The following is a 26,001-nucleotide window of genomic DNA, read 5'->3' on the forward strand; positions in this document are numbered from 1 at the left end:
CGATGCCGCGGCATCCGGAACCGACGAGGCAGGATGGGACGCATGGCTCGCCTCCTCCGGATCGCCCGACGCTACTGGGTCGTGACGCTCACGCTCGCGATCGGGCTGCTCGGCGTCGTTCTGGCGCTCGCGGGTGCCGGGGCGGTCGTGCCGTGGATCTTCAGCGGCTACGCGCTCGCGATCGCCGCGTGGCAGGCGGTCGGCATGGTGCGCGACATCCTGCGCGGGCACTGGGGGCTCGACATCCTCGCGGTGACCGCGATCGTCGCGACCGTGCTCGTGGGGGAGTACGTCGCCGCGCTCCTCGTCGTGCTCATGCTCACGGGCGGCGAGGCGCTCGAGGACTACGCGAACCGGCGCGCCAAGCGCGAGCTCGACGCGCTGCTCACGCGCGCGCCGCAGCTCGCGCACCGCATCGAGGGCGACGAGATCGTCGAGGTGCGGGCCGACGAGGTGCATCCGGGCGACGTGCTGCTCGTACGTCCGAGCGAGATCGTGCCCGTCGACGCGGCGCTGCGCTCGGCCGAGGCCGCGTTCGACGAATCCTCGATCACGGGCGAGAGCGTGCCCGTCGAGAAGGTCGCGGGCGATGCCGTGCTGAGCGGATCCGTGAACGGCCAGGCCGCGGTCGAGGTCGTCGCGACGGCGACCGCCGCCGACAGCCAGTACCAGCAGATCGTCGCGCTCGTCACCGAGGCCGCGGCATCGAAGGCACCAGTCGTGCGGCTCGCCGACCGGTACGCCGTACCCTTCACGGTGTTCTCGCTCGCGCTCGCCGGCGTCGCGTGGTGGGTATCGGGCGACCCGGTGCGGTTCGCCGAGGTGCTCGTGCTCGCGACGCCGTGCCCGCTGCTCATCGCGGCGCCCGTGGCGTTCATCGGCGGCATGAGCCGCGCAGCGCGCAACGGCGTCATCGTGAAGGGCGGCGGCGTGCTCGAGCAGCTCTCCGCCGCGCGGACGGCCGTGTTCGACAAGACCGGCACGCTCACCTACGGGGCGCCGACGCTCGTGGCGATCCGCCCCGAGAACGGGTTCGGCGAGGACGAGCTCCTCACGGCGGTCGCGTCGGCCGAGCAGTACTCGTCGCACGTGCTCGCGACGTCGATGATCGCGGCCGCGCATGACCGCGGGCTGCACCTCGACGAGGCCGAGTGGGCGCGCGAGGCGGCGACGAACGGCGTGCAGGCGCAGGTCGGCGGTCGCGAGGTCGTGGTCGGCAAGTTCCGGTTCGTCGCCGAGCACGCACCGGATGCCGCGCGCACGCCCATCGCGCCGGGCGAGCTCGCCGTGTACGTGGCGATCGACGGCCGGTTCGCCGGTGCGCTCCTCGCGAGCGACCGCCTGCGCGACAATGCCCGGGCGACGCTCGAGCGGCTCGACGAGCTCGGGGTGCACCAGACCATGATGCTCACCGGCGACGCGCAGGCGACGGCCGACCATATCGCCGCGGAGCTCGGCATCACGCGCGTGCGCGCCGACTGCCTGCCCGTCGACAAGGTGGAGGAGGTCGCGGCCATCGCGGAGCGGCCCGTGATCATGGTGGGCGACGGGGTCAACGACGCGCCCGTGCTCGCGGCCGCCGACGTCGGCATCGCGATGGGCGCGAAGGGCGCGACCGCGGCGAGCGAGTCGGCGTCGGCGGTCATCCTGGTCGACGACATCTCGCGCACCGCCAAAGCCGTCGAGATCGGCAAGGACACCGTTCGCATCGCACTGCAGAGCATCTGGCTCGGGATCATCGTGAGCGTCGGGCTCATGATCGTGGCCGCGTTCGGCGTCATCCCCGCGACCGTGGGCGCACTGCTGCAGGAGGTCGTCGACCTCGCCACGATCCTCGCGGCGCTGCGCGCGATCGGCGGGCGCCTCGACGCGAAGGCGGCGACGCCCGTGATGGCCGTGCCCGCGGCATCCGCCCGCTGACCCACGCAGATCACAAGTCGGTAACACCCCGGCCAACCCGCACGCGAAGCTTGCATCTGGTTTGTTCGTAAGCTTTACTAACAAACGTGACGACGGACGCGCAACGGGGCCCCATCGAGGCCGGCACCCTCCACCAGGCCGGTGGCGACGTGCTCACCGTCCCGTTCGTCGACGCCCCGATCTTCACCCGGTCGCGGGCCCTGCGGCCGACCGGCAAGGTGCTGCCCGAGCACGCCCGCAGCCACAACCGGGCCCTCGTGCTGCAGACGCTCTACACGTCGGGCGCGCGCAGCCGGGCGGATGTCGCGCGCGAGACCGGGCTGACCCGGGTCACGGTGTCCGACCTCGTCGCCGAGCTCATCGCCGAGGGCCTCGTGGTCGAGCTCGGCCAGCGGGAGGACGCCCGCCCCGGCAAGCCCGCCACGCTCATCGACGTCGACCGCGGCGCGTTCCAGATCGTCGGCGTCGACCTCTCCGAGCACCAGCGCTTCCTCGGCGCCGTCGTCGACCTCGACGGCGGCATCGTCGCCCGTGACGAGGTCGCGTGCGACGGCGCGAGCGGCGACCACGCGGTCGAGCTCGTCGTCGAGCTCGTCCGGCGGCTCCTCGCCGCCGCGACGACTCGCGTGCTCGGCATCGGCGTCGGCTCGCCCGGCGTCGTCGACCCGGTCGGGGTCGTGCGCTCCGCCCCGAACCTCGGCTGGACCGACGTCGCCCTGCAGGCCCGCCTGCAGCGCGAGTTCGGCGTGCCCGTGCACGTCGCGAACGACGCGAACGTCGCGGTGCTCGCCGAGCACGGCGCCACGCCGCTCGACGACCTGCTGCTCGTGAAGGTCGGGCACGGTGTCGGCGCGGGCCTCATCATCGGCGGCCGGCCCGTGATCGGCGGCGGCTTCGCCGCGGGCGAGATCGGCCACGTCGTCGTCGGCACCGACGGCGGTCCGCGATGCGCGTGCGGCAAGCACGGATGCCTCGAGGCCTGGCTCGCCGTGCCGCGCCTCACCGCCCAGCTCGACGCGATCGACCCCGAGTCGCCCGACGCGGCATCCGCTCGCGACGAGATCCTGCACGAGGCCGGCCGCCGGCTCGGCATCGTGCTCGCCCCAGTGGTCGGGGCCCTGAACCTGTCGGAGGTCGTGCTCAGCGGCCCCGCAGAACTGCTCGACGGCGCGCTCCACGAGGCGACCGTCGACACGCTCCGGATGCGGACGATGGCGGAACACAACCGTGATCTGAGGCTCCGGATGACCGAGCAGGCGGAGGACATCGTCCTCCGCGGCGCGGCCGTCATGGTCCTGTCCGGACAACTCGGGGTCTCGTGAGGGACTCCACGCACCACGGGCACAGCGAACCCCCGCTGCTTCCCCCCACCCCATGAAAGGAAACGACAAATGAGGAAACTCGGCATCGTGGCGCTCGGCGCCGCGGCTGCGCTCACCCTCGCCGGTTGTGCCTCCGGAGGCAGCGGAGCCTCGGAGGAGAACGCCGAGATCCGCGTCTGGCTGGTCGGCACCGACACGCCCGACGAGGCGCGTCAGTACCTCATCGACACGTTCGAGGAGGAGAACCCCGGCTCGACCCTCGTCATCGAGGAGCAGTCGTGGGACGGCCTGGTCGACCGCCTGACCACGAGCCTCTCCGGCTCGGACAGCCCCGACGTCGTCGAGGTCGGCAACACGCAGGCGTCGGCGTTCACGTCGGCCGGCGCGTTCCTCGACCTCACCGAGTACTACGACCAGCTCGGCGGCGACGACCTGCTCCCCGGCTTCGTCGAGGCCGGTTCGTACGACGGCAAGTTCTACGCAGCCCCGCTCTACTCCGGCGCCCGCCTCGTGTTCTACAAGAAGGATGCGCTCGCCGCGTCGGGCCTCGCGGTGCCGACGACGCTCGACGAGTACATCGCGAACGGCGAGAAGCTCGCGGCCGACAACCCCGGCAAGTCGGGGATCTGGTGGCCCGGCCAGGACTGGTACAACGCCCTGCCCTACATCTGGGAGAACGGCGGCGAGGTCGCGGTTCCCGACGGTGAGGAGTGGGACGCGCAGCTCAGCTCCGACGAGTCGATCGCCGGTCTCGAGCAGGTGCAGCAGGTCATGACGAACGCCTCGCGCGCTCCGAAGGACGGCAACGAGACGAGCCCCGAGGTCGGCTTCTGCGACGGCACCACGCTGCAGCTGTCGGCTCCGAGCTGGGTCAAGTGGTCCATCCTCGCCCCGGCCGACGCCGAGGCGCCCGGCTGCCCCGACCAGGAGGCCAACCTCGGCGTCTACGCCCTCCCGGGCATGGACGGAGGCGCGGCGCAGGTCTTCGCCGGCGGCTCGAACATCGGCGTGTCGGCGAAGTCGGCGCACCCCGAGCTCGCGGTGAAGGCGCTCGAGATCATCCTCTCGGACGAGTTCCAGACGATCTACGGCGAGAACGGCCTCGTGCCGGCCAAGCTCTCGCTCGCCGACACCCTCGGCACCGACGAGGTCGCCCAGGCGATCGCGGCGGCCGCGGGCAACGCGAAGCTCACTCCGGCCTCGCCGAAGTGGGCCGACGTCGAGGCCGCGGGCATCCTGCAGGACCTCTTCGTCAACATCGCGCAGGGCGGTGACGTGAAGGCGCTCGCCGAGCAGGCCGACACGGACATCGAAGCCATCCTCAACGGCTAGTCGGACCCGTCCGGCTCGCGCGCGGTGCGGCGGCGACCCCCCTTCCCGCCGCCGCACCGCACCCCACCCCCGGACGACGCCGACCACACACGGCGCGTCCGGACCGGGGGCGGGCCCCACCGCCCGCCCCCACCCCTCGACTCCCAGGAGCACCACCATGACCACGGTCGACCGCGGACTCGACCCCGCACCGAGCGCCTTCGAGGGCGAGCGCCTCCTGGCGCCGAACCCGAAGCCCGCCGGCCCGCGCCGCCGCCGCCGCGGCGGACTCGCCCCCTACGCGCTGCTCGGCCCGGCGATCGTCATCCTGGCGCTCATCACGGGCTGGCCGCTCATTCAGCTCGTCGTCACCTCGTTCCAGCAGTTCGGCCGCGCCCAGGTCTTCGGCGCCCCGCCCGAGTGGGTCTGGTTCGAGAACTACGCGAACGTCCTGACCGACCCCGTGTTCTACCAGGTGCTCGCGCGCACGCTGGTCTTCTCGGCCGCCTGCGTGATCGTCACGATGCTCGTCGGCACGCTCGTCGCCCTCATGATGATGCGGTTGCCGAAGCCGTTCCGCATCCTCCTCTCCGTGGGCATGCTCCTCGCCTGGGCGATGCCGGCCCTCACCGCCACGGTCGTGTGGGGCTGGATGTTCGACACGGCCTACGGCGTCGTCAACTACGTGCTCGTGAACTGGTTCGGCCAGGAGCAGTACTTCCAGCACTCCTGGCTCATCGACCCGCTGAGCTTCTTCCTCGTCGCGGGCATCATCATCGTGTGGGGCGCGGTGCCGTTCGTGGCCTTCACGCTCTACGCGGGCCTCACCCAGGTGCCCGACGAAGTGCTCGAGGCGGCCCAGCTCGACGGCGCCGGCGGCGTCAAGCGGTTCCGGCTCATCATCTTCCCGTACCTCAAGCCGATCTTCCTGATCGTGACGATCCTGCAGGTCATCTGGGACCTGCGCGTCTTCACGCAGATCTTCGCGCTGCAGGACATCGGCGGCATCCGGGCACTGACCAACACGCTGGGCGTGTACATCTACCAGATCTCGATCGCGGGCGGCGAGTTCGGCCAGGGCGGTGCGATCGCGGTCATCACGGCGATCCTGCTCATGTCCATCTCGATCTACTACATCCGCCAGGTCACCAAGGAGGAGGAGCTGTGAGCGCCACCGTCGCCCCCGGCCAGCAGGTCGGCGGACTCATCGCCGAGACCGGGTCGTCGCGCAGCGTGCGCCGCACCGGCGGCGGGCGCCGTCGGATGACCACGTGGGTCCTCAGCGCCGTCTCGGTCGTGCTCTTCGTGATCTTCGTGTTCCCCGTCTACTGGATGGTGAACACGTCGTTCCAGCCGAACAACCAGATCCGCGGCTCCGAGATCCACTTCTGGCCCGACAACTTCACGCTGCGCAACTACGAGACGGTGCTGTTCGATCCGGGTCGCACGCCGTTCCTGCCGGCGGCCGCGAACTCGCTCGTGGTCACGATCCTCACCGTGATCGTCGCCCTGGTCTTCGCGTTCCTCGCATCGATCGCGGTCACCCGCTTCCGCTTCAAGACCCGCCGCCTGTTCATCGTCACGATCCTGGTCGTGCAGATGATCCCCGGCGAGGCGATGATCGTCTCGGTCTTCCGGGTCATCGACGGCTGGCACCTGCTCAACACGATCATCGGCCTCACGCTCGTGTACATCGCGACGGTGCTGCCGTTCACGATCTGGACCCTGCGCGGGTTCGTGAACGGCGTCCCGGTCGAGCTCGAGGAGGCCGCGATGATCGACGGATGCTCCAGGGCGGGCGCCTTCTGGCGGGTCACGTTCCCCCTGCTCGCGCCGGGCCTCATCGCCACGGGCGTCTTCGGGTTCATCCAGGCGTGGAACGAGTTCATCATGGCGCTCGTGCTCAACGCCCGGCCCGAGATGATGACGCTGCCGGTGTGGCTGCGCACCTACCTCGTGGCGAACGGCACGACGAACTGGGCCGCGATCATGGCGGGCTCGACCCTCATGGCGATCCCGGTCATCGTGTTCTTCCTCCTCGTCCAGGGCCGCATGACGAGCGGACTCGTGAGCGGGGCCGTCAAGGGATGACCGGGCAGCACCCCACCGGCGCGGGCGACGACCTGCGCCGGGACATCCTCACGACCCTGCTCCCGGGCTTCCCCGGCGTGGCGGCGCCCGAATGGCTGCTGCGACGGCTGCGCGACGGGCTCGGCGGCGTGTGCCTGTTCGGGCAGAACCTCGCGTCGGCCGAGCAGCTGCTCGCACTGAACACCGCCCTGCGGGGGGCGAACCCGCTCGCGGTCGTCGCCATCGACGAGGAGGGCGGGGACGTCACGCGCCTGTTCTACGACCGCGGCGCGCCCTACCCGGGCAACGCGCTGCTGGGTCGGATCGACGACGTCGACCTCACCGAGCGGGTCGCCCGCACGGTCGGCGAGGCGCTCGCCGCCCTCGGCTGCACGGTCACGTTCGCGCCCGACGTCGACGTGAACTCGAACCCCGACAACCCGGTGATCGGCGTGCGCAGCTTCGGCGCCGACCCGTCGCTCGCGGCGCGGCACGCGGCCGCCTGGGTACGCGGCGTCCAGTCGACGGGCGTGGCCGCGAGCGCGAAGCACTTCCCCGGCCACGGCGACACCGCGACCGACTCGCACCTCGCGCTGCCGGTGGTCGACGTCGCGCTCGAGACGCTCCGCGAGCGCGAGCTCGTGCCGTTCCGTGCGGCGATCGCCGCCGGAGCCCGCACCATCATGACCTCGCACATCCTCCTGCCCCGCCTCGACGCGGAGCAGCCCGCGACCCTCTCCCCGCACATCGTGCAACGCCTGCTCCGCGGGGAGCTGGGGTTCGAGGGCGTCATCGTCACCGACGCCCTCGACATGCACGGGGCGAGCGGCGTGCACGGCATCCCCGAAGCCGCCGTGCTCGCCCTCGCCGCCGGCTGCGACCTGCTCTGCATCGGCAGCGACAACACCGACCAGCAGCTCGACGAGATCGTGGCGGCCGTCGAGGCCGCCGTCGCTGCGGGCCGACTCCCCGCGGAACGCATCCGCGAGGCCGCAACGCGCGTGCGCGGGCTCGGCGCGTCGGCGCCGGCGCTGCCCGCGTCGGTCGCGTCCGCATCGCTCGAGCCGGTGCACGACGCGAGCGAGCTCGCCCGCATCGCCGCCGCGTTCGACGTGACGGATGCCGCGCGCGAGCGGCTCGCGGCATCCGACCTCCTCGGCACCGTGGTGCGCGTCGACACCGTCGCGAACATCGCGATCGGCGTCGCGCCGTGGGGCCCCTTCGCGGTCGACGCCGCGGCGCGGGGGGAGCGGTGGCCGGATGCCGCGGGCGTCGTCGCCGTCTCGGCGGACGCCCCCCTCCGGGATCCAGCGTCGCTGCCCGGACCCGTGCTCCTCGTGGGCAAGGACCTGCACCGGCATCCGTTCGCCGCCGAGGCGATCGCCGCGCTGCGGGCCGCGCGCGACGACGTCGTCACCGTCGACATGGGGTGGCCGTCCGAGGATCGCGCGTATGCCGACATCGCGACCTTCGGCGCCTCCCGCCTCGTGGGCGAGGCGCTCATCGCGCTGCTCGACTCGACGCTCGCCATGCCGGCGACGCCGCCAGCCGCTCCCGCGCGCACTCCGGTCGCGCTGGACGCGACATGAGGCTCGGCATCGACATCGGCGGCACGAAGACCGCCGCGGTCGCGATCGGCGCCGATGGCGAGCTGAGCGACCAGGTGCGCATGCCCACCGGGTTCGGCGCCGACGAGGTGGTCGCCACGGCGCTGCGCACCGTCGAGCGCATGACGCAGCTCGCGGGCGTCGCGGCGGGGGCGTTCACGTCGATCGGCATCGGCATCCCCGGCGCGGTCGACAGCACGACGGGTCGCGTCGCGCACGCCGTGAACCTCGGCCTCGAGGGCCTCGACCTCGGCCCCCGCCTCGCCGACCGGCTCGGCGTCGAGGTGCGCGTCGAGAACGACGTGAAGGCGGCGGCGCTCGGCGCCCACCACCTGCTCGGCATCGCCGACGGCCTGCGCACGCACTCGATGGCGTACCTCAACCTCGGCACGGGGCTCGCGGCGGGCATCGTGCTCGACGGCCGGCTCCTCCGCGGCGGGCACGGCGTCGCCGGCGAGATCGGCCACATCCCGGTCGACCCGGCCGGCGAGGTGTGCGGATGCGGCCAGCGCGGATGCCTCGAGACCCTCGCCTCGGGCTGGGCGATCGCGCGCGCCTGGCCGTCGGCCGACCGTCACCCGGCCCGCGCGCTGTTCGACGCGGCCGCGGCCGGCGATCAGGCCGCGGTCGACGTGCGCGAGCGCTTCCTCACGGGCGTCGCTGCCGCCGTGCGACTACTCGTGCTCACGACCGACGTCGACGACGTGGTGATCGGCGGCGGGCTCGCCGCCCTCGGCGACGACCTCCTCGGTGGGACGCACCGTATCCTGAACGGGTGGGCCGATTCGTCGGCCTTCCTCGCATCGCTCGACCTCGCCGCTCGCGTGCAGGTCATCCCACCAGGATTCCCGGCGGCCGCCGTTGGTGCCGCCCTCGTAGGAGGACACCGATGGCCGAAGTCGTGATCGTCGCCGATGAGGACGCCGCCGGCGCCCTCGTGGCCGACGCGATCGTCTCCCTCATCCGCCAGAAGCCCGACGCCGTGCTCGGGCTCGCGACGGGCTCGACGCCGCTCGCCAGCTACCGGGCGCTCGCCGACCGCATCGCCGAGGAGCGCATCGACGTGCGCGGCGTGCGCGGCTTCGCCCTCGACGAGTACGTCGGCCTGCCCGCCGGGCACCCCGAGAGCTACCGCTCGGTCATCTCGCGCGAGGTCGTGGAGCCGCTCGGCCTCACGCCCGAGCTCGTGCGCGTGCCGAACGGCGACCCCGCGACGATCCGCACCGCGGGGTCCGACTACGAGGCCGCGATCGACGCGGCCGGCGGGGTCGACCTGCAGATCCTCGGCATCGGCCGCACCGGCCACATCGGCTTCAACGAGCCCGGATCCTCGCTCGCATCGCTCACGCGCGTGAAGACCCTCACCGAGCCGACCCGCGTCGACAACGCGCGGTTCTTCGACTCGCCCGACGACGTGCCGATGCACTGCATCACGCAGGGCATCGGCACGATCCTGCGCGCCCGGCACCTCGTGCTGCTCGCGTTCGGCGAGGCGAAGGCGCACGCGGTCGCCGCGGCGGTCGAGGGCCCGGTCACGGCGAGCCAGCCCGGCTCGGCGATCCAGCTGCATCCGCACACGACCGTGATCGTCGACGAGGCGGCCGCGGCCGAGCTCGAGAACCTCGACTACTACCGGCATGCGTGGGCGAACAAGCCCGCCTGGCAGGGCATCTGATCCGAGCCGACGTCGCGGCATCCGCGTGCCCGGCTCTGATCGAGCGGATGCCGCTCGCCGCCGTCAGTGCGGGAGCAGCTCGGGCAGCGCCCTGAGGTAGGCATCCTCGTCGAACCCGTCGACGAGGGCGCGCTGCACGATGAAGCCCGGACCGAGCCCGATGACGACCGGGACCGCGCGCGCCGCCCACGCCTCGGGGTCGCCCTCGACGTGCCCCGGCACCGCAGCCCATTCGGCCAGCCGCGCGTGCAGCGTCGCCTTCAGCCGACCGAGCACCTGCTGCACCTGTTCGCGGATCGCGGGATCGATCACGGCCTCCGCCCAGAGCTGCAGGAGCACGCCGCTGAACGGCTCGCGCCGCATGCCGTCGAGGAGGGTCGCGATGATCCGGCCGGGGGACGGCGGATCGCCCGAGCCGCGCATCGCCTCGAGCTCGCCGGCCCGCGCGTCGAGCACGCGGCCGGCGACGGCCGCGAAGAGCTCCTGCTTGCCCGCGAAGTGCCCGTAGATCGCGCCGGCCGAGAGCCCGGACTCCTCGATGATGTCGGCCATCGACGTGCGCTGGTAGCCCTTCTCGGCGAAGCAGCGCAGGGCGGCGGCGATGATCTCGTCGCGTCGCGCGGTGCGGTAGGCCTCGGTCACTCGCGGCATCCGTGCGCCCCTTCCAGCCAAACCGAATGAACGTTCTTGACAAGCATAGGCGGCGGTCGCACACTAATAAAGAACGAACATTCGCTTTTTTTGGAGGAATCATGGCACACGCGGATGCCACGACCGAACGCACCCCGATCGGTCGCGTGCTCGGACTCGCGCTGGCCCTCGCGGCGGTCCTCGCCGTGATCGTGCTCGCCTTCTCGTGGCCGTCGGTGACGGCCGAGCCCAAGGACCTGCCCATCGCCATCACAGGCCCGGCCCAGGCGGTCTCCGCCGCCGAGGACGCGGTCGACCAGCAGTCGCCCGGCGCCATCGCGTTCAAGGAGGTCGACGACCGGGCCGCCGCCGTCGACGCCATCGAGACGCGCGAGGCCTACGGCGCGATCGTGCTCGGCCAGGAGCCAGAGGTGCTCACCTCGTCGGCCTCGAGCCTCGCCGTCGCGCAGCTGCTGGGCAACGTCGCCGGCCAGCTCGAGGAGGGCGTGAACGCGCAGGCGGCCGCAGCCGCCGCCGCGGCGGGGGCGCCGTCCGCGCCGCCGCACATCGAGGTCCCGGTCACCGACGTGGTGCCGCTCGCCGAGAGCGACCCGCGCGGCACGGGCCTCACCGCGGCGCTCTTCCCGCTCGTGCTCGGCGGCATGATCGGCGGCATCGCCATCTCGCTCGTCGTCATCGGCGCGATGCGGCGCGTCACCGCCGTCCTGGTGTACTCGGCCGTCGGCGGGCTCGCGCTCGCGGCGATCCTGCAGGGCTGGTTCGGCGCGCTGCAGGGCGACTACTGGCTGAACTCCGCGGGCATCGCCCTCGCGCTCACCGCGATCGCCGCGCCGATCACCGGGTTCGTCGCCCTCATCGGACGCGCGGGCATCGCCGTCGGACCGATCGTGATGCTGCTGTTCGCCAACCCGATCTCCGCGGCGGCGATCCCGAAGGAGTTCCTGCCCGTGCCGTGGGGCGAGGTGGGGCAGTGGTTCCCGCCGGGCGCCGCGGCCACGCTCATGCGCGAGCTGTCGTACTTCCCCGCGGCCGACACCACGTTCCCGTGGCTCGTGCTCACGGCGTGGGCGGTCGGCGGCATCCTGCTCTCGGTGCTCGGGCACTTCCGCACGGCGGGCGGCGCGGAGCCCGACGCGGAGGCGGCGCACGCCGACGAGTCAGGCGATGGGGCCGAGCTCAGGCAGGATCCGCGCGTGCCGGCCTGAGCCGAGGACGATCGCCTGAATCGGGATGGGCGTCGGCGCGAGCCGACGCCCATCGGCGTGCCGGGTTCAGCGGGGTGCCTTCGCGCGTTCGCCGGGCCCGGCGGCTGCCTCCGCGCGTGCGGCGGGCTCTGCGGCTGTTGTCGCGTGCGGGGGGCTCGGCGGCTCAGTCGGCGAGCTGCTTGCGCCCGTGCAGGATGCCGCTGACGGCCGCCACGACCGCGAACACCACCGCGACGACGGGCTGGCCCATCAGCCACCACGCGATGGCCGCGGACGAGAACACCGCGATCTCCACGAGCGCCTGGCCGAACGGGTCGATGCGGAGCACCGCCTTCGGCGAGAGGAAGAGCGCCCACGCGAGGATGGCGAGCGCCGGCGCGCCGAGCCCGATGAGCACGCCGGGCCACGGCAGCGGGAACGCGGTGAAGCCCCAGATGCCGAGGCTCACGAACGCGAAGAGCTCCAGGAAGAAGCGGAGGACGTCGTTCGGGCCGATCTTCGGCTGGGACTGCGGGGGGACTGCGGTGCTCACGGCTCTCCAGCCTACTTCGCTCGAGGCACGGCCCGGGTCAGCGGAAGATGATCGTGCGGGCGCCGTCGAGCAGCACGCGGCGTTCGGCGAACCACTTCACCGCCTGGCTCAGGGTGCGGCTCTCCTCGTCCTGGCCGATGGCGACGAGCTCGGCGACCGACCGGGAGTGGTCGACGCGCACCACGTTCTGCTCGATGATGGGTCCCTCGTCGAGGTCGCTCGTCACGAAGTGCGCGGTGGCGCCGATGAGCTTCACGCCGCGGGCGTGCGCTTGGCGGTAGGGGTTGGCGCCCTTGAAACCCGGGAGGAACGAGTGGTGGATGTTGATGCAGCGCCCGGCGAGGGCGTCGCACAGCTCGGGGGTCAGGATCTGCATGTACCGGGCGAGCACGACGAGCTCGATGTCGTGCTCGTCGACCGCGGCGAGCACGCGCTGTTCGAACGCGGCCTTCGACGCGGCATCCGTCACCGCGGCCGACTCGAACGGAACGCCGTAGAAGTCGACGAGGTCACGGAGCGTGCCGTGGTTCGAGAGCACGAGCGGGATCTCGACGGGCAGCTGGCCTGCGCGCTGGCGGAACAGGAGGTCGTTGACGCAGTGCCCGGCGGTCGAGGCGAGCACGAGCGTGCGCAGCGGACGGCCGACCTCGTCGAGGTGCCAGGTCATGTCCCACCGCTCGACGACGGGCGCCAGCGCGGTCTCGAACTCCTCGCGGCCCGCCGGCGACTCGACCTGCACGCGCATGAAGAAGCGGCCCGTGTCGAGGCTCGCGAACTGCTGGCTCTCGGTGATGTTGCCGCGCGCGGCGACGATCGCCCCGCTCACGGCGTGCACGATGCCGGGCCCGTCGGTGCAGGCGAGCGTCACGACCCAGTGGTACAGGTGGGTGGGGGCGGCATCCGTGGTCATCCGCCCAGAGTAGTGCGTCCGGTACACTGGTCCGTGGTCGGCGGACAACGCATGGCCCTGGGCGCGCACATGAGCGCGTAGTCGACCCGCGCGGTGAGGTTTCCCGCAGCGGGGAACGCCGTCGGAGAGACATCCCCAATGTCCGTCACCGAATCCGCGCGCGTGCGCGCACCCCGACTGCCCTGGCCGGGCCTCCTGCTGCTGGCCGCGGGCGTCTTCCTGTCCATCACCATCGAGATGCTGCCCACGGGCCTCCTGCCCGAGATGAGCGAGGGCCTCGGCGTCGCCGAGCCGTTCGTCGGGCTGCTCGTCTCGGTCTTCGCCTTCACGGTCGTCGTCACGTCGACGCCGCTCACGGCCCTCACGAGCCGGATGCCGCGGCACGGCCTGCTCGTGCTCGTGCTCGCGGTGCTCGGGCTCACCACGCTCGCGTCCGCGTTCGTGCCCGAGTACTGGATGCTCGCGTCCGTGCGCGTCGTCGGCGGCGTGGCGCACGGCCTGTTCTGGGCGATCGTGGCCGCCTACGCGTCGCGCCTCGTGCCCGAGGACCAGATCGGTCGCGCGATCTCGGTCACGCTCGGCGGCGGCACGCTCGCCCTGGTCGCCGGCGTGCCGGCCACCACCGTGCTCGGCCAGGTCATCGGCTGGCGACCCGTCTTCGCCATCGTCGCCGGGCTGACGCTCGTCGGCGCGCTCGCCGTGTGGCGGTTCCTGCCGCCGGTGGCCGCCGAGGCAGGTGCGACCGCCGCGCGCTTCCGCCGTGGCGACGCCGCGCTCGGGCCCGTGCTGCTCGTGTGCGCCGTGACCGCGGCCACCATGCTGGGCCAGTACGCGGTGTTCACCTACGTCGCGCCGCTCATCACCGATGTCGTCGGCCTCGAGCCCGGCGCGGTCGGCCCGCTCCTCTTCGTCTACGGCGTGACCGGCGCGATCGGCCTCGTGATCGCCGGCTCGCCGCTCGCCCGGCGCCCGACCGCGGCGATCGTGACCGCCATGGGGGTCGCCGCGGCCGCACTCATCGTGCTCGGGCTCGCGCCCGGCGTCGTGCCCTCGCTCATCGCCTTCGCGGTGTGGGGGCTCGCGTTCGGTGCGGTGCCGCCGCTCCTGCAGACGCGCCTGCTCCAGGCGACGCCGCCGCGCCAGCGGGATGCCGCGAGCGCGCTGTACACGACGGCGTTCAACGTCGGCATCGGCGGCGGCGCGCTCGTGGGCGCCGTGCTCTTCGAGCGGATCGGCGTGCAGGGCCTGCCGCTGCTCTACGCCGTGGTCCTGATGCTCGTCGCGGTCGTGCTCGTCGGAGCGACCCGCCGCGCCGCCCGCATGCGTCAGCCGCGCTCGAGCGTCGCCGTCGAGACGGGGCCCGTGCGGGCGTCGACCGCGTAGCGCACCTCGACCAGGCTCTCCGCCGTGATGAAGCCGAACCCGATGTACCGGACGGATCCGTTGCCGTCGAGCGTCACGGTGGCGGCCGGCGCGCCGTCGACGAGCACCTGGACGTCGGCGGATGCCGCGCCGCCGAACGTCAGGTGCCACACGATCGGGCCGCTCGGTCGCAGCTCCAGCGAGGGGCTCGACAGCTCGACCACGACGGGGTCGCTCGCGGCCGAGGCGTTGCCCGCGACGTCCACCTGCGCGGCTGTGAGTTCGGTGGCGCCGGCCGGGAGCGCGTCCGCCACGACGCTCCACGTGCCAGACGCGCCGGCGGTCGTGGACCAGGTGCGTCCGTCGCCCGACGTGACCGTGACGGCCGCGCCCGGCTCGGCGGTGCCCGAGAGCAGCGGGTCGACGAGGCCGCCCGCGGTGTCGGCGGTGAACGCCGGTGCCGCTGCCGTGTCGTCGACGGGCTCGGGTTCGGGCGTGGGGGTGGGGGTCGGCGTGGGCGTCGGACCCGGTGCGGGCGTCGGGCCGGGAACCGACGGCGACGTCGGGGCGGCGGGCGGGGCGACATCGGTGCCCTCGCCGTCGGCGTCACCGGTTGCGGGGGCGTCGGGGATGCCCGGCGGCGCCGGGAGCGGCGTGGGCGGCACCGGTCCGCCGGGCAGCTCGATGGGCGGTGCGTCGCTGTCGGGCTCCGCCTGCGCGACGATCGCCGCGGGCGCCTGGTCGGCGGTCGCGAGCGACGGGAGCACGACGGCCGCGGTGACCGCCGCGGCCGCCAGGGCGACGGCACCGATGCCGGCGCCGATCGCGACGCCGTTGGCGCCCGTCGTGCCCGCCGCTGCCGCCGTGGCCGCGCCCGCGGATGCGCCGCCGGCCGATCCGGTGGATGCCGCGCCCGCACCGGCACCGGCGCCGGCGGACCCGGCACCGGCCGCGGATCCCGCGCCCGACCCCGCGGCGACGTGCCCCACGAGCACCGGCGGCAGGCCCGCCGCACCCAGCGCGACGTGCGCGACCGGCGCGCCCTGTGAGAGCCACGCCGAGTACGCGGTGGCACCGCCGACGCCGGCCGCCAGCGGCAGCAGCACGAGGGCGAGCCGCGAGCCGACCTCGCGGGCCTCGGCGGCCACGATGGTGCAGCGCGCGCAGTCGTCGAGGTGCGCCTCGAGTCGCGCCGTGTCGCGCGTGCGGAGTCGCCCGCGCGTGTAGCCGCCGAGCCGGTCGATCGTCCATCGGCACTCGGGTTCCTCGGCGTTGCGCAGGTGCGCCTGGATCCACGCCTGCCGCAGCCCCTCGCGGGCGCGGTAGGCGAGTGCCGCCGTGGCGTTCGCGCTCATGCCCACGAGCGGTGCGACCTGGGCGGGCTGCATGCCCTCGACCTCGGTGTACCAGAGCACCTCCTGCCAGCGCGTGGGCAGCGAGCGGAACGCCTGCGCCGTCGTCGACCGGTCGAGCGCGTCGAGGGTCGCGGACTCGCTCGTCGCGGGGTCCTCGAAGGACTCGAGCGTGTCGAGGGTCGTCTCGTGCCGGGACCGCCCCCAGCTCGCAGCCGTGTTGCGCACGGTCGTGAAGAGGTAGGGCCGGAAGGCGCCGGTCGGGCCGCGCCCCGCGAGGATCGCGTCGTAGATGCGCGTGAACGATTCGGCGACGAGGTCGTCGGGGTCGAGCGAGCTGAACGAGCGGGCCACGGTGCGCGCCGACGGTGCGTGGCGCTGCCAGAGCTCGCCGTAGGCGGCACGGTCGCCGCGGCGCGTGCGCTCGATGAGCGCGCCGTCGGACAGGTCGGTGCGCAGGGGTGGCACGTCGCCTCCATGGGTGGGGGGATTGGGCGTCATGGAAGAGACGTGGAGCAGGGGCGATCATGACGCGCCTCGCGGGGATCCGACCAATTCCAGCAGATTTTCCGCGAACGCGCGTCATGGATCCACCGGTTCGCCGTCTCTTCGGTGAAGGCCCGTGCGCGGGCCCGAACGAACCGCCGCCTGCGCGTCCTCGACGCGAGGCGGGGCCGGCGCAGCCGGCGTGAGGCGCCGCGTCGGGGGGTCGAGGCGGCGCCTCGGAACGGGCGGAGGTCCGGAGGCGATGGGGAGCACGCCTCCGGACCCCGCCACGACCGTGCGTGTCAGCGCCGGCACGCCGGAAGCCCGACCGAGGGGGCAGGCGTCAGGCGAGCCGCGCGCCCGCGCCCCAGACCGCCTCGATCTCGAGGTCGTCGGTGAGCAGCACGGCGTCGGCCGCGTAGCCGGCGTCGAGGCGCCCGAGGTCGCCCGAGCGGCCGATCGCCGCGGCCGGCGCGACGGTGAGCGCCCCCACGGCCTCGTGCAGCGGGATGCCGCTGTCGATGACGGCGCGACGCAGGGCGACGTCCTGCGTGAGCGTCGAGCCCGCGATCGACCCGCCCTCGACGAGTCGTGCGACGCCGGCGTCGACGACGACCTCGAGCGAGCCGAGCACGTAGCGTCCGTCGGCCGCGCCGGCCGCCGCCATGGCGTCGGTGACGAGCGCGACGCGTCCGGGCGCCCCCGAGAACGCGAGCCGCACGACGTCGGGGTGCACGTGCACCCCGTCGTTGATGACCTCGAGCGTCACGTGGTCGGCGTGCATCGCGGCCACGACGGGACCGGGAGCCCGGTGGTGGATGCCGCGCATGCCGTTGAACGCGTGCGTGAGGATCGACGCGCCCGCCTCGAACGCCGCGAGCGCGGTGCCGAAGTCGGCGCCCGTGTGCCCGACGGCCACGGCGACGCCCGCGTCGACGAACCGCGCGATGGCCTCGCGCGCGCCGGGGTGCTCGGGCGCGATGGTGATCTGGCGCAGCATGCCCGCCGACGCGGCGAGCAGCCGCTCGACCGACGCGGCGTCGGCGGTGCGCAGCAGCTCGGGGTCGTGCGCGCCGCGGAACTCGTGGTCGAGGAACGGTCCCTCGAGGTGCGCGCCGAGGACGCGCGGGTCGGATGCCGCGACGCCGGCGATCGTCGCCAGGTGCCCTGCGAGCACGTCGACGGACGCCGTCACGAGGGAGAGGACGCTCCGGGTCGTGCCGTGCGCCGTGTGGACGGCGAGCGCCCGCTCGATCGCGGCCTCGCCCTCCTCGACGGAGGCGCCGCCGGCGCCGTGGCAGTGCAGGTCGATGAACCCGGGCACGAGCGTGCGGCCCGCGGCATCCGTCACCGTCGTGTCGGCGCCGAGGGCGGCCCGCCACTCGTCGCCGATGCCGCGTGCGGCCACGCGGTCGCCCTCGAACCGCACCCACGCGTCGGCCACGGTGTCGCGGCCGGTCACGAGGCGGGCGGAGTGGATGACCGTCGAGGGGGTGCTCACCTACGCAACGATAACGTCGTAGCCGCTGTCCGCGAGGCGCTGGCGCTGGTCGCGGGTGGCCCCGGAGTCCGTGATGATCGTCGGGAACAGCCGCCGGTGCCCGATGGCCGCGAACGCGCGCTTGTCGATCTTCGACGCGTCGGCGACGAGCACGGGGTGTGCGGCCCGCGACGCCATGAGGGCGTTCACCGCGGCTTCGCGCTCGTCGTGCGAGGTCGGGCCGACCGTCGCATCGACGCCGTTCACGCCGATGAACGCGAGGTCGAGCGTGATGCTGCCGAGCACGGCGTCGGCGTACGCGCCGACGAGCTCGTAGGAGCGCGCGTGCACGACGCCGCCCGTGACCACGGTCTTGATCTGCGGACGCATGGCGAGCTGCATCGCGATGTTGATGGCGTTCGTCACGACCGTGAGGCTCGGCTCGTGCGAGGGCTCCATGATGTCGGCACGCGACATGAGCGCGTCGGCGATGGCCGTGGCCGTGGTGCCGCCGCACAGTCCGATGACCGCGCCGCGCGGCACGAGCGCGCTGGCGGCGCGGGCGATCGCCGCCTTCGCCTCGGGGTTCTGCTGGTTCTTGTAGCGGATGGGCAGGTCGTAGGCGACCGAGTGCGCGACCGCTCCGCCGCGCGTGCGCGTGAGGAGCTGCTGCTCGGCGAGCGCGTCGAGGTCGCGACGCGCGGTCGCGGGCGATACGTCGAGTCGCTCGACGATCTGGTCGACCTCGACCTGGCCGCCCTCGGCGAGCAGGTCGAGCACGGCGCTCAGCCGTTCGGCGCGGTTCATGCGGGCTCCTTCTCGATGGAGTGCTCGGTCGAGGCGAACAGGGCGAGGAGCCGGGCGGCCTCGTCGCGCACCGCCGCACGGCCCGCGGCGACGTACGTGCGCGAGTCTACGGCTGCGGGGTGCGCCGAGAGGTAGGACCGCACCGCCCCCGTGAACCCCCCGTTCAGGTGGGTGGAGACGTTGACCTTCACGAGCCCGGAGCGGATGCCGCGCACGATCGTCTCGTCGGGCACGCCCGAGGAGCCGTGCAGCACGAGCGGCACCGGCACGGCGGCCGCGAGCCGCGCGATGAGGTCGAGGTCGATCGCGGCGACGCGCTCGGTCATCGCGTGCGACGAGCCCACGGCGACCGCGAGCGCGCCGACGCCCGTCTCGGCGACGAACCGGGCCGCCTCGTCGGGGTCGGTGCGGACGCCGGGTGCGTGGGCGCCGTCCTTGCCGCCGATCTCGCCGAGCTCGGCCTCGACGAGCACGCCCGCGGCATCCGCCCGCTCGACGACCCGTCGCGTCGTCGCGACGTTCTCGGCGAAGTCGAGCTTCGCGCCGTCGTACATGACCGAGCCGAAGCCGCGGTCGATCGCGCGCAGGGCGAGCTCGGGCTCCTCGGCGTGGTCGAGGTGCACGGCCACGCGCGCCGACGACGCCTCGGCGATCGCGAGCGTCGCGAGCGCGATGGGGTCGAGCGCGCCGTGGTACCGCACGCAGTTCTCGGAGATCTGCAGGATCACGGGCAGGCCCGCGTCCTCCGCGGCGCCGGCGAGGGCCTCGGCCGTCTCGAGGTGCACGACGTTGAACGCGCCGATGCCGCGGTTGGCGGCGCGCGCCTCGTCGAGCAGCGTGCGGGTGGGGGTCAGCGTCATTCGGCGTCCTCGTCGATCATCGTGATGCGGACCTCGTCCGCGAGCTCGGCATGGTCGGGCGACAGCTCGCCCGCGAGCGGCATGAGCACCGCGCTCGCCGACCACGCGGTCGCGCGGCGGGCGAGCCGCGCCCTGGCGTCGGCCGCGGCACCCCTGTCGGACCAGAGGTCGTCGCCGTCGGCGAGCGACACGGCGATCGCCGCGACGACGGCATCGCCCGCACCCGTGGCATTGCCGTGCAGCACGCGCGGGAGTCGAGCGCGCACCGGGGCGCCGTCGCGGCCGACGACGAGCAGCCCCTCGGCGCCGAGCGACACCACCACGACGCGGGCGCCGCGTGCGAGCAGCGATCGGGCGCCGTCGAGCGGGTCGGCGAGGCCCGTCGCCGCCGCGAGCTCCTCGCGGTTCGGCTTCAGTGCAGTGGCACCGGTGGATGCCGCGGCGAGCACGCCGGGACCGCTCGTGTCCACGATCACCGGCACGCCGGCGGCCACGAGCCGCTCGACGAGGGCGCCGAGCTCGTCGGGGCCGAACCCGGGCGGCAGGCTGCCGCTGATCGCCACGGCGTCCGCATCGCGGCCGAGCTCGGCGGCGGCCTCGGCCAGCGCTCGCGCCTCGCCCGATGCGAGGGCGGCGCCGAACTCGTTGAGGATCGACGTCTCGCCCACGCGTTCGTCGACGATGGCGACGGTACGGCGCGTGGCCGCGCGCGTCGGGACGAGCCGGTGCGGCAGGCCGGATGCCTCGAGGTCGGCGCGCAGCTCGTCGCCGGTCGCGCCGCCCGCGGTCGCGACCGCCAGCACGTCGTGGCCCGTCGCGCGCAGCACGCGCGCCACGTTCAGGCCCTTGCCGCCCGCGCGCGACGCGCCCGTTGGCACGCGATGGGTGGCGCCCGGCTCGAGCGCGTCGACGTGCCAGGTGAGGTCGACGGCCGGGTTCGGCGTGACGGTGAGGATCATGCGCCGACGCTCTCGCGGGCGATGATCGCGGCGCCGAGCAGCCCGGCGTCGCCACCCAGCTGTGCGGGCACGAGCAGGGGGCGGCGGTGGAAGCTGAGCCGGGCGTCGACGCGCTCGGCGAGCGGGACGAACAGGGCGTCACCCGCACGCGAGAGTCCGCCGCCGATCACGATCGCCTCGGGCGCGACGGTCGCCGCGAGCTGCGCCACGGCGAAGGCGAGCGCGTCGAGCGCGGCCTCCCAGACCGTGCGGGCATCGGCGTCGCCGGCCTCGGCGCGGGCGAGCACCTCGCGGGCGCCGTCGACGGCCTCGCCCGTGCGCTCGGCGAAGCGGCGCACGATCGCGCCGGCCGAGCCGATCGCCTCGAGGCAGCCGCGCGCCCCGCACGGGCATCGCGGCTCGTCGGCGACGGGGGAGTGGCCGATCTCGCCCGCGTAACCGCCGCCGAGGTGCGGCCGCCCGTCGAGGATGAGCGAGCCGGCGATGCCCGTGCCGATGACGAGCACCACGACGTCGTCGTACGCGCGTGCGGCACCGAGCCGGTGCTCGGCCCAGCTCGCCGCGGTCACGTCGTGGTGGAACGCGACCGGAAGCCCGGTCGCCTGCTCGGCGAGGTCGCGGATCGGCGCGTCGCGCCAACCGAGGTTGCTCGCGTACACGCCGACGCCGCGCTCGGCATCGACGATGCCCGGCACGAGCAGGCCCGCCGCGATCGGGCGCACGTCGGGATGCGCGTCCCGGAGCTCCGCGGCGAGTTCGGCGACGCGCCCGACGACGGCCTCGGCCGTGCGCTCGCCGTCGAGCGGCGTCGGCGTGCGGCGCAGGCCGAGCACGCGCCCGTCGGCGTCGACGAGCGCCGACTTGGTGTCGGTGCCGCCGACGTCGAACGCCAGCACGGCCTCGCCGGGCCCGAGGGGCGCCGGCGCGGCATCCGTCGTCGTGGTCACGCCCGTCAGCCCTCGAGGATGACCGAGCGCGTGAGGTTGCGCGGCGAGTCGGGGTCGAGGCCGCGGTCGAGGGCCCGGGCGAGGGCGACGCGCTGCGCGCGCACGAGCTCGGCCATCGGGTCGAGGGGACCGGCCTCGAAGCGAGCGCCGGTGGCGGCGACCTCCTCGGCGAGGCCGGCGGGCGGCTCGCCGAAGTGCCAGGTCACGCGACCCGGTGCGGCGATCGAGATCGGGCCGTGGCGGTACTCCATCGCGGGGTACGACTCGGTCCAGGACTGCGAGGCCTCGCGCATCTTGAGCGCCGCCTCGTGCGCCAGCCCGACGGTCCAGCCGCGGCCGAGGAACGCGTACTGCTCGGCTGCGACGAGCTCGGGGTCGAGGTCCTCGGCGACCGCCCGGCGGGCGTCGGCGACGGCGCCCTCGAGGTCCTCGCCGAGCGACGCGCGGAACAGCGCGAGCGCGGTGGTCGCGAAGCGGGTCTGCACCACCGACTGCTCGTCGGCGAACGGCAGGGTCACGGCCCGGTCGACGAGGCCGACGAGCGGCGAGGTCGGGTCGCCGATGACGCCGACCGTGGGCACCCGGCCGCGCAGCCGCTCGACGAGCTCGAGCACCTCGGTCGTCGTGCCCGAGCGAGTGAGCGCCACGACCGCGTCGTAGCCGCGGTCGACGAAGGCCTCGGATGCCGCGAACGCGTCGGTCTCGCCGTGCCCGCCCGTCTCGCGCAGCCACGCGAACGACTGCGCGATGAACCACGAGGTGCCGCAGCCGACGACGGCGATGCGCGCGCCGCGGGCCGGGAGGAGTGCCTGCTCGTCGCGCAGCGTCGCCGCCCGTGCCCACGTCTCGGGCTGCGAGGCGAGCTCGGCGGCCATGTGCGCCCCGGGTGCGCTCACGCGATCGACGGGGTCGACGTGGCGTGCGGGCGGTGCGGCGTCGGTGCCGTGGGTCATCGAGAGTCCTCCATGCGGATCGGGTCGGCGAGCAAACACCATGATTGCAAATGATCGATGCGAGTGTCCAGTGATCATATGCGTGAGCGAGAGGATGACACCCTCCGGTTCGAGGCGGCGCGGCATCCGCTTGGTAACGATCATGTGACCGGCACTTGACGGATCGGCCGTTGCTCCGACATCATCGTGACCACGAAGTGACTGAAACTGATCGATGCTTGCTGTTTCGCGTCAGATTCATGCACATGGCGGAGAGGTTCCGCCACCCACCGCACCGGCGCGGCCATCGCGGCGCCTGTGATCACACCATGCACAGTGAGGAAGCACGAATGAAGAAGTCGCTACGCTTCGGCACCGCGATCGCACTCGCGGCCACCGCGTCGCTCACGCTCGCATCCTGCGGGTTCGGGGGCGGCGGCTCCGGCGGCGACGCCGAGGGCGACGGGACCACGCTGGACCTGCTCGTCCCGAGCTACTCCGACGCCACGCAGGGCCTCTGGGAGGACGTCATCGCCGGGTTCGAGGAGGAGAACCCCGACATCAGCGTCAACCTCGAGGTGCAGTCGTGGGACAACCTCGAGAGCGTGATCACCACGAAGATCCAGGGTGGCGAGGCGCCCGACATCTACAACGGCGGTCCCTTCGCCGGCTTCGCGGCCGACGGGCTGCTCTACCCGGCCGAGGAGGTCGTCTCCAGCGAGACCTACGGCGACTTCCAGGAGTCGTTCCTCGCCAACGCCGAGGTCGACGGCACCGCCTACGCGCTGCCGCTCATCGCATCGGCGCGCGCCCTGTTCGTCAACAACGCCCTGCTCGAGCAGGCCGGCGTCGCGGCGCCGCCCGCCACGTGGGACGAGCTGCTCGACGCGGCGACGAAGATCTCCGCCCTCGGCGGCGGCATCGCCGGCTACGGCATGCCGCTCGGCTCCGAGGAGGCGCAGGCCGAGGCGGCCGTGTGGCTCTGGGGCGGTGGCGGCACGTTCGGCGACGCCGACGCGATCACCGTCGACGACCCGGCGAACCTCCCGGGCGCCGATCAGATCAAGAAGATGATCGACGCGGGCGCGACCCAGGCGGACCCCGGCTCGACCGACCGCTCGCCGCTGATGGACATCTTCATCCAGGGCAAGATCGGCATGCAGGTGGGCCTCCCGCCGACCGTCGGCCAGATCGAGGAGAACAACCCCGAGCTGGACTACTCGATCGTGCCGATCCCCACGCAGGACGGCAGCCCCTTCACGCTCGGCGTCATGGACCAGCTCATGGCCTTCCAGAACGACGGCGACAAGCAGGACGCGATCACGGCGTTCTTCGACTACTACTACTCGTCGGACGTGTACGTCCCGTGGGTGCAGGCCGAGGGCTTCCTGCCGGTCACGAAGTCGGGCGCCGAGGCGCTCGGCGGCGAGGAGGCGCTCGCGCCGTTCCTCGAGGTGCTGCCCGACGCGCAGTTCTACCCGTCCACCAACCCGCAGTGGTCGGCGACGGATGCCGCGTTCAAGGCGCTCTTCGGCCAGATCCAGACGAAGCCGGCACAGGACGTGCTGACCGAGATCCAGGCCCAGGTCGACGCCGGCTGACGCCGCGGCATCCGCAACGAATCGCACCACCGGAGGGATCGGTGACCATCGCACCATGAGCACCTCGACCGATACGTCATCGACCCCCGCGGGGGCGGCCACCGGCCGCCCCCGCACCGGCGGGGCCGGATCCGACGGCCCGGCCGCGCGCAAGCCCGGCGGCCGCGACCTGCTCGCCTCGCTGCCCTGGATCGGGCCCGCGCTCATCCTCATCCTCGGCGTCGTGCTGTTCCCGGCCGTCGTCATGTTCTACAACTCGACCCGCGACATCTCGATCTCGGGTCTCGACAAGGGATCGGTCGGCTTCGACAACTACGTCGAGGTGTTCTCGTTCCCCTACTTCTGGCCGATCTTCCTGCGCACCATCGTGTGGGTCGTCGTCGTCGTGGGCGCGACGGTGCTCATCTCGCTCGGGCTCGCGCAGATCCTCGACAAGGCGTTCCCCGGCCGCCGCATCGTGCGACTCGCGGTGATCATCCCGTGGGCGGCATCCGTCGTCATGACGACGCTCGTCGTCTACTACGGGCTCGAGCCGTACTTCGGCATCATCAACAAGTTCCTCGTCGACGTGGGCCTCATCGAGACGCCCGAGGGCTACGGCTGGACCCGCAACCCCACGACCGCATTCGCGTGGTCGATCGTCGTCGCGGTGTTCGTGTCGCTGCCGTTCACGACCTACACGATCCTCGCGGGCCTCGCGACCGTGCCCGGCGACGTGGTCGAGGCCGCGAAGATGGACGGCGCCGGCCCGTTCCGCACCTACTTCAGCGTGGTGCTCCCGCAGCTGCGCGGCGCCCTGTCGGTGGCCGTGCTCATCAACATCATCAACGTCTTCAACTCGCTGCCGATCCTGAAGGTGATGACCGGGTCGATCCCCGGCTACGACGCCGACACGATCATGACGCTGATCTTCAAGTACATCCAGAACCAGCACAAGGTCGACGTCGCGAGCGCCCTGTCCGTCGTCGCCTTCCTCATCGTCATCGTGATCGTCGCGGTGTACGTGAAGGTCGTCAAGCCCACCCGGGAGGTCTGACCCGTGGCCGTCACCGCACCCGCGTTCGAGACGATCGGCGCGCCCGCGCCGGTCAACCGGCGACGCCGTTACACCGAGGACCAGGTCTCGATCTGGCGCGTGCTGCTGCGCATGTTCGCCGGCGCGATCGTGCTCGTCGTGTTCATCCTCCCGTACACGATCATGTTCTTCGGCTCCGTGAAGACGAAGGCGCAGATCCGCTCGGTCGACCCCACGTACCTCCCCACGGAGTGGCACTGGGAGAACTACATCAACATGTGGTCGACCCCCGAGACGCCGCTGCCGCAGAACCTCGTCTCGACGATCGTCATCTCGGTGTTCGCGACGCTCCTCGTGCTCGCCGTCGCGCTGCCCGCGGCGTACTACACGGCGCGGTTCCGGTTCCCAGGGCGCTTCGTGTTCCTCTTCCTCGTGATCGTCACCCAGATGCTGCAGCCCGCCGTGCTCACCTCGGGCCTGTTCCGCCAGTTCGTGACCCTCGGCCTCATCGACACCTGGGCGGCGATGATCTTCATCAACGCGGCGTTCAACCTGTCGTTCGCGGTGTGGATCATGCACTCGTTCTTCGCGGGCGTGCCGAAGGAGATCGACGAGGCCGCGCAGATCGACGGGGCCGGGCGGCTCACCGTGCTGTTCCGCATCCAGCTGCCGCTCGTGTGGCCGGGCATCGTCACCGCGATCGTGTTCACGTTCGTCGCGTGCTGGAACGAGTTCGCCGCCTCGCTCGTCATCCTCTCGACGGCGGGCAACCAGCCGCTCTCGGTCGCCCTCACGAAGTTCGTGGGCCAGTACGAGACCTCGTGGCACTACGTGTTCGGCGTCTCGATCGTGGCGATCATCCCCGTCGTGATCCTCTTCATGATCATCGAGAAGCGCCTCGTCGGCGGCCTCACCGCCGGCAGCGTGAAGTAGCGCGCGGGGCGGAGCCCGGCTCGCACCCGTGGCGCGCGCCGCTCGCTGTGCAGGAGCTCGCTCG

23 protein-coding genes are annotated in these 26,001 nt (G+C 72.9%); 13 read left to right on the plus strand and 10 right to left on the minus strand.

Going from position 1 to position 26,001, the window contains the following annotated elements; translation table 11 throughout:
• Positions 1 to 42: 42 nt before the first annotated feature.
• From FYC51_RS12455 to nagB, 8 genes are all read left to right on the plus strand, one after another.
• Entirely contained in the window at positions 43 to 1,920 is a 1,878-nt protein-coding gene (locus FYC51_RS12455) for a heavy metal translocating P-type ATPase (protein WP_148733893.1), read from the plus strand.
• Positions 1,921 to 2,069: 149 nt separating this feature from the next.
• Positions 2,070 to 3,242 (plus strand): ROK family transcriptional regulator, encoded by a 1,173-nt coding sequence (locus FYC51_RS12460; protein ID WP_420797248.1) that lies wholly within the window; start codon positions 2,070 to 2,072, stop codon positions 3,240 to 3,242.
• A 69-nt stretch (positions 3,243 to 3,311) separates the two neighbouring features.
• Entirely contained in the window at positions 3,312 to 4,574 is a 1,263-nt protein-coding gene (locus FYC51_RS12465; RefSeq protein WP_148733894.1) for an extracellular solute-binding protein, read from the plus strand.
• A 157-nt stretch (positions 4,575 to 4,731) separates the two neighbouring features.
• Positions 4,732 to 5,721: a carbohydrate ABC transporter permease gene (locus FYC51_RS12470; protein ID WP_148733895.1), complete on the plus strand. Its 990-nt coding sequence runs from the start codon at positions 4,732 to 4,734 to the stop codon at positions 5,719 to 5,721.
• Positions 5,722 to 5,816: 95 nt separating this feature from the next.
• Positions 5,817 to 6,644 carry a carbohydrate ABC transporter permease gene (locus FYC51_RS12475; RefSeq protein ID WP_148734284.1) on the plus strand — a complete coding sequence of 276 codons (828 nt, stop codon included), beginning with the start codon at positions 5,817 to 5,819 and terminating at the stop codon, positions 6,642 to 6,644.
• Positions 6,641 to 8,212 carry a glycoside hydrolase family 3 protein gene (locus tag FYC51_RS12480; RefSeq protein WP_148733896.1) on the plus strand — a complete coding sequence of 524 codons (1,572 nt, stop codon included), beginning with the start codon at positions 6,641 to 6,643 and terminating at the stop codon, positions 8,210 to 8,212. The genes FYC51_RS12475 and FYC51_RS12480 overlap by 4 nt, the downstream gene beginning before the upstream one ends.
• Positions 8,209 to 9,135: an ROK family protein gene (locus FYC51_RS12485; protein ID WP_148733897.1), complete on the plus strand. Its 927-nt coding sequence runs from the start codon at positions 8,209 to 8,211 to the stop codon at positions 9,133 to 9,135. The genes FYC51_RS12480 and FYC51_RS12485 overlap by 4 nt, the downstream gene beginning before the upstream one ends.
• Positions 9,120 to 9,905, plus strand: coding sequence for a glucosamine-6-phosphate deaminase (gene nagB / locus FYC51_RS12490; protein WP_148733898.1), 786 nt, complete (start codon positions 9,120 to 9,122; stop codon positions 9,903 to 9,905). Before FYC51_RS12485 ends, nagB begins: the two co-directional genes overlap by 16 nt.
• A 63-nt stretch (positions 9,906 to 9,968) precedes the next feature.
• Here the strand turns inward: nagB and FYC51_RS12495 are convergent, their stop codons facing one another.
• Positions 9,969 to 10,556, minus strand: coding sequence for a TetR/AcrR family transcriptional regulator (locus tag FYC51_RS12495; protein ID WP_148733899.1), 588 nt, complete (start codon positions 10,554 to 10,556; stop codon positions 9,969 to 9,971).
• A gap of 101 nt (positions 10,557 to 10,657) precedes the next feature.
• On the opposite strand from FYC51_RS12495, the gene FYC51_RS12500 reads away from it, so the two are divergent.
• The gene (locus tag FYC51_RS12500) at positions 10,658 to 11,761 is read left to right on the plus strand and encodes an ABC transporter permease family protein (RefSeq protein WP_148733900.1); all 1,104 of its coding nucleotides are present in this window, start codon (positions 10,658 to 10,660) and stop codon (positions 11,759 to 11,761) included.
• A 163-nt stretch (positions 11,762 to 11,924) separates the two neighbouring features.
• Here FYC51_RS12500 and FYC51_RS12505 read toward each other — a convergent pair whose 3' ends face one another.
• Both FYC51_RS12505 and purU read right to left on the minus strand, forming a co-directional pair.
• Positions 11,925 to 12,293 carry a YrdB family protein gene (locus tag FYC51_RS12505; RefSeq protein WP_148733901.1) on the minus strand — a complete coding sequence of 123 codons (369 nt, stop codon included), beginning with the start codon at positions 12,291 to 12,293 and terminating at the stop codon, positions 11,925 to 11,927.
• Between the two features lie 37 nt (positions 12,294 to 12,330).
• Positions 12,331 to 13,203 carry a formyltetrahydrofolate deformylase gene (gene purU, locus FYC51_RS12510; RefSeq protein ID WP_148733902.1) on the minus strand — a complete coding sequence of 291 codons (873 nt, stop codon included), beginning with the start codon at positions 13,201 to 13,203 and terminating at the stop codon, positions 12,331 to 12,333.
• Between the two features lie 138 nt (positions 13,204 to 13,341).
• Here purU and FYC51_RS12515 point away from each other — a divergent pair, with 138 nt between their 5' ends.
• The gene (locus tag FYC51_RS12515; protein ID WP_148733903.1) at positions 13,342 to 14,586 is read left to right on the plus strand and encodes an MFS transporter; all 1,245 of its coding nucleotides are present in this window, start codon (positions 13,342 to 13,344) and stop codon (positions 14,584 to 14,586) included.
• Here FYC51_RS12515 and FYC51_RS12520 read toward each other — a convergent pair.
• The 7 genes from FYC51_RS12520 to FYC51_RS12550 form a co-directional block, all read right to left on the minus strand.
• Entirely contained in the window at positions 14,529 to 16,385 is a 1,857-nt protein-coding gene (locus tag FYC51_RS12520; RefSeq protein ID WP_187432610.1) for a sigma-70 family RNA polymerase sigma factor, read from the minus strand. The genes FYC51_RS12515 and FYC51_RS12520 overlap by 58 nt on opposite strands.
• Positions 16,386 to 16,746: 361 nt before the next feature.
• Complete coding sequence (gene nagA, locus FYC51_RS12525; protein ID WP_148733905.1) at positions 16,747 to 17,904, minus strand: N-acetylglucosamine-6-phosphate deacetylase; 1,158 nt, start codon at positions 17,902 to 17,904, stop codon at positions 16,747 to 16,749.
• Positions 17,905 to 18,690: a DeoR/GlpR family DNA-binding transcription regulator gene (locus FYC51_RS12530; RefSeq protein WP_148733906.1), complete on the minus strand. Its 786-nt coding sequence runs from the start codon at positions 18,688 to 18,690 to the stop codon at positions 17,905 to 17,907.
• A complete protein-coding gene (locus tag FYC51_RS12535) occupies positions 18,687 to 19,550 on the minus strand; it encodes a class II fructose-bisphosphate aldolase (RefSeq protein ID WP_148733907.1) in 864 nt (287 codons plus the stop codon). The genes FYC51_RS12530 and FYC51_RS12535 overlap by 4 nt, the downstream gene beginning before the upstream one ends.
• Positions 19,547 to 20,509: a 1-phosphofructokinase family hexose kinase gene (locus tag FYC51_RS12540; protein WP_148733908.1), complete on the minus strand. Its 963-nt coding sequence runs from the start codon at positions 20,507 to 20,509 to the stop codon at positions 19,547 to 19,549. The genes FYC51_RS12535 and FYC51_RS12540 overlap by 4 nt, the downstream gene beginning before the upstream one ends.
• On the minus strand, positions 20,506 to 21,456 hold the full coding sequence (locus FYC51_RS12545; protein WP_238476319.1) for an ROK family protein: 951 nt from the start codon (positions 21,454 to 21,456) through the stop codon (positions 20,506 to 20,508). Before FYC51_RS12545 ends, FYC51_RS12540 begins: the two co-directional genes overlap by 4 nt.
• Positions 21,457 to 21,461: 5 nt before the next feature.
• On the minus strand, positions 21,462 to 22,331 hold the full coding sequence (locus FYC51_RS12550; protein WP_148734286.1) for an SIS domain-containing protein: 870 nt from the start codon (positions 22,329 to 22,331) through the stop codon (positions 21,462 to 21,464).
• 407 nt (positions 22,332 to 22,738) lie between these two features.
• Here FYC51_RS12550 and FYC51_RS12555 point away from each other — a divergent pair, with 407 nt between their 5' ends.
• Genes FYC51_RS12555 through FYC51_RS12565 form a run of 3 tightly spaced genes read left to right on the plus strand, consistent with a single transcriptional unit; the run spans position 22,739 to position 25,937 of the window.
• Complete coding sequence (locus FYC51_RS12555) at positions 22,739 to 23,989, plus strand: extracellular solute-binding protein (protein WP_148733909.1); 1,251 nt, start codon at positions 22,739 to 22,741, stop codon at positions 23,987 to 23,989.
• Positions 23,990 to 24,044: 55 nt separating this feature from the next.
• Positions 24,045 to 25,025, plus strand: a complete 981-nt coding sequence (locus tag FYC51_RS12560) for a carbohydrate ABC transporter permease (RefSeq protein ID WP_148733910.1) — start codon at positions 24,045 to 24,047, stop codon at positions 25,023 to 25,025.
• Between the two features lie 3 nt (positions 25,026 to 25,028).
• Entirely contained in the window at positions 25,029 to 25,937 is a 909-nt protein-coding gene (locus FYC51_RS12565) for a carbohydrate ABC transporter permease (protein WP_238476320.1), read from the plus strand.
• Positions 25,938 to 26,001: the final 64 nt, after the last annotated feature.

This window comes from Agromyces mariniharenae (genome assembly GCF_008122505.1).
Lineage (GTDB): Bacteria > Actinomycetota > Actinomycetes > Actinomycetales > Microbacteriaceae > Agromyces > Agromyces mariniharenae.

Excerpts from the sequence above, each read along its gene's own strand:
- FYC51_RS12555 (WP_148733909.1), top strand. The coding sequence starts at position 22,739 with ATGAAGAAGTCGCTACGCTTCGGCACCGCGATCGCACTCGCGGCCACC.
- FYC51_RS12495 (WP_148733899.1), bottom strand. The coding sequence starts at position 10,556 with ATGCCGCGAGTGACCGAGGCCTACCGCACCGCGCGACGCGACGAGATC.
- FYC51_RS12465 (WP_148733894.1), top strand. The coding sequence starts at position 3,312 with ATGAGGAAACTCGGCATCGTGGCGCTCGGCGCCGCGGCTGCGCTCACC.
- FYC51_RS12515 (WP_148733903.1), top strand. The coding sequence starts at position 13,342 with ATGTCCGTCACCGAATCCGCGCGCGTGCGCGCACCCCGACTGCCCTGG.
- purU (WP_148733902.1), bottom strand. The coding sequence starts at position 13,203 with ATGACCACGGATGCCGCCCCCACCCACCTGTACCACTGGGTCGTGACG.
- FYC51_RS12560 (WP_148733910.1), top strand. The coding sequence starts at position 24,045 with ATGAGCACCTCGACCGATACGTCATCGACCCCCGCGGGGGCGGCCACC.
- FYC51_RS12475 (WP_148734284.1), top strand. The coding sequence starts at position 5,817 with ATGACCACGTGGGTCCTCAGCGCCGTCTCGGTCGTGCTCTTCGTGATC.
- FYC51_RS12485 (WP_148733897.1), top strand. The coding sequence starts at position 8,209 with ATGAGGCTCGGCATCGACATCGGCGGCACGAAGACCGCCGCGGTCGCG.
- FYC51_RS12500 (WP_148733900.1), top strand. The coding sequence starts at position 10,658 with ATGGCACACGCGGATGCCACGACCGAACGCACCCCGATCGGTCGCGTG.
- FYC51_RS12540 (WP_148733908.1), bottom strand. The coding sequence starts at position 20,509 with ATGATCCTCACCGTCACGCCGAACCCGGCCGTCGACCTCACCTGGCAC.
- FYC51_RS12530 (WP_148733906.1), bottom strand. The coding sequence starts at position 18,690 with ATGAACCGCGCCGAACGGCTGAGCGCCGTGCTCGACCTGCTCGCCGAG.
- FYC51_RS12535 (WP_148733907.1), bottom strand. The coding sequence starts at position 19,550 with ATGACGCTGACCCCCACCCGCACGCTGCTCGACGAGGCGCGCGCCGCC.
- FYC51_RS12470 (WP_148733895.1), top strand. The coding sequence starts at position 4,732 with ATGACCACGGTCGACCGCGGACTCGACCCCGCACCGAGCGCCTTCGAG.
- FYC51_RS12550 (WP_148734286.1), bottom strand. The coding sequence starts at position 22,331 with ATGGCCGCCGAGCTCGCCTCGCAGCCCGAGACGTGGGCACGGGCGGCG.
- FYC51_RS12480 (WP_148733896.1), top strand. The coding sequence starts at position 6,641 with ATGACCGGGCAGCACCCCACCGGCGCGGGCGACGACCTGCGCCGGGAC.
- nagB (WP_148733898.1), top strand. The coding sequence starts at position 9,120 with ATGGCCGAAGTCGTGATCGTCGCCGATGAGGACGCCGCCGGCGCCCTC.
- FYC51_RS12455 (WP_148733893.1), top strand. The coding sequence starts at position 43 with ATGGCTCGCCTCCTCCGGATCGCCCGACGCTACTGGGTCGTGACGCTC.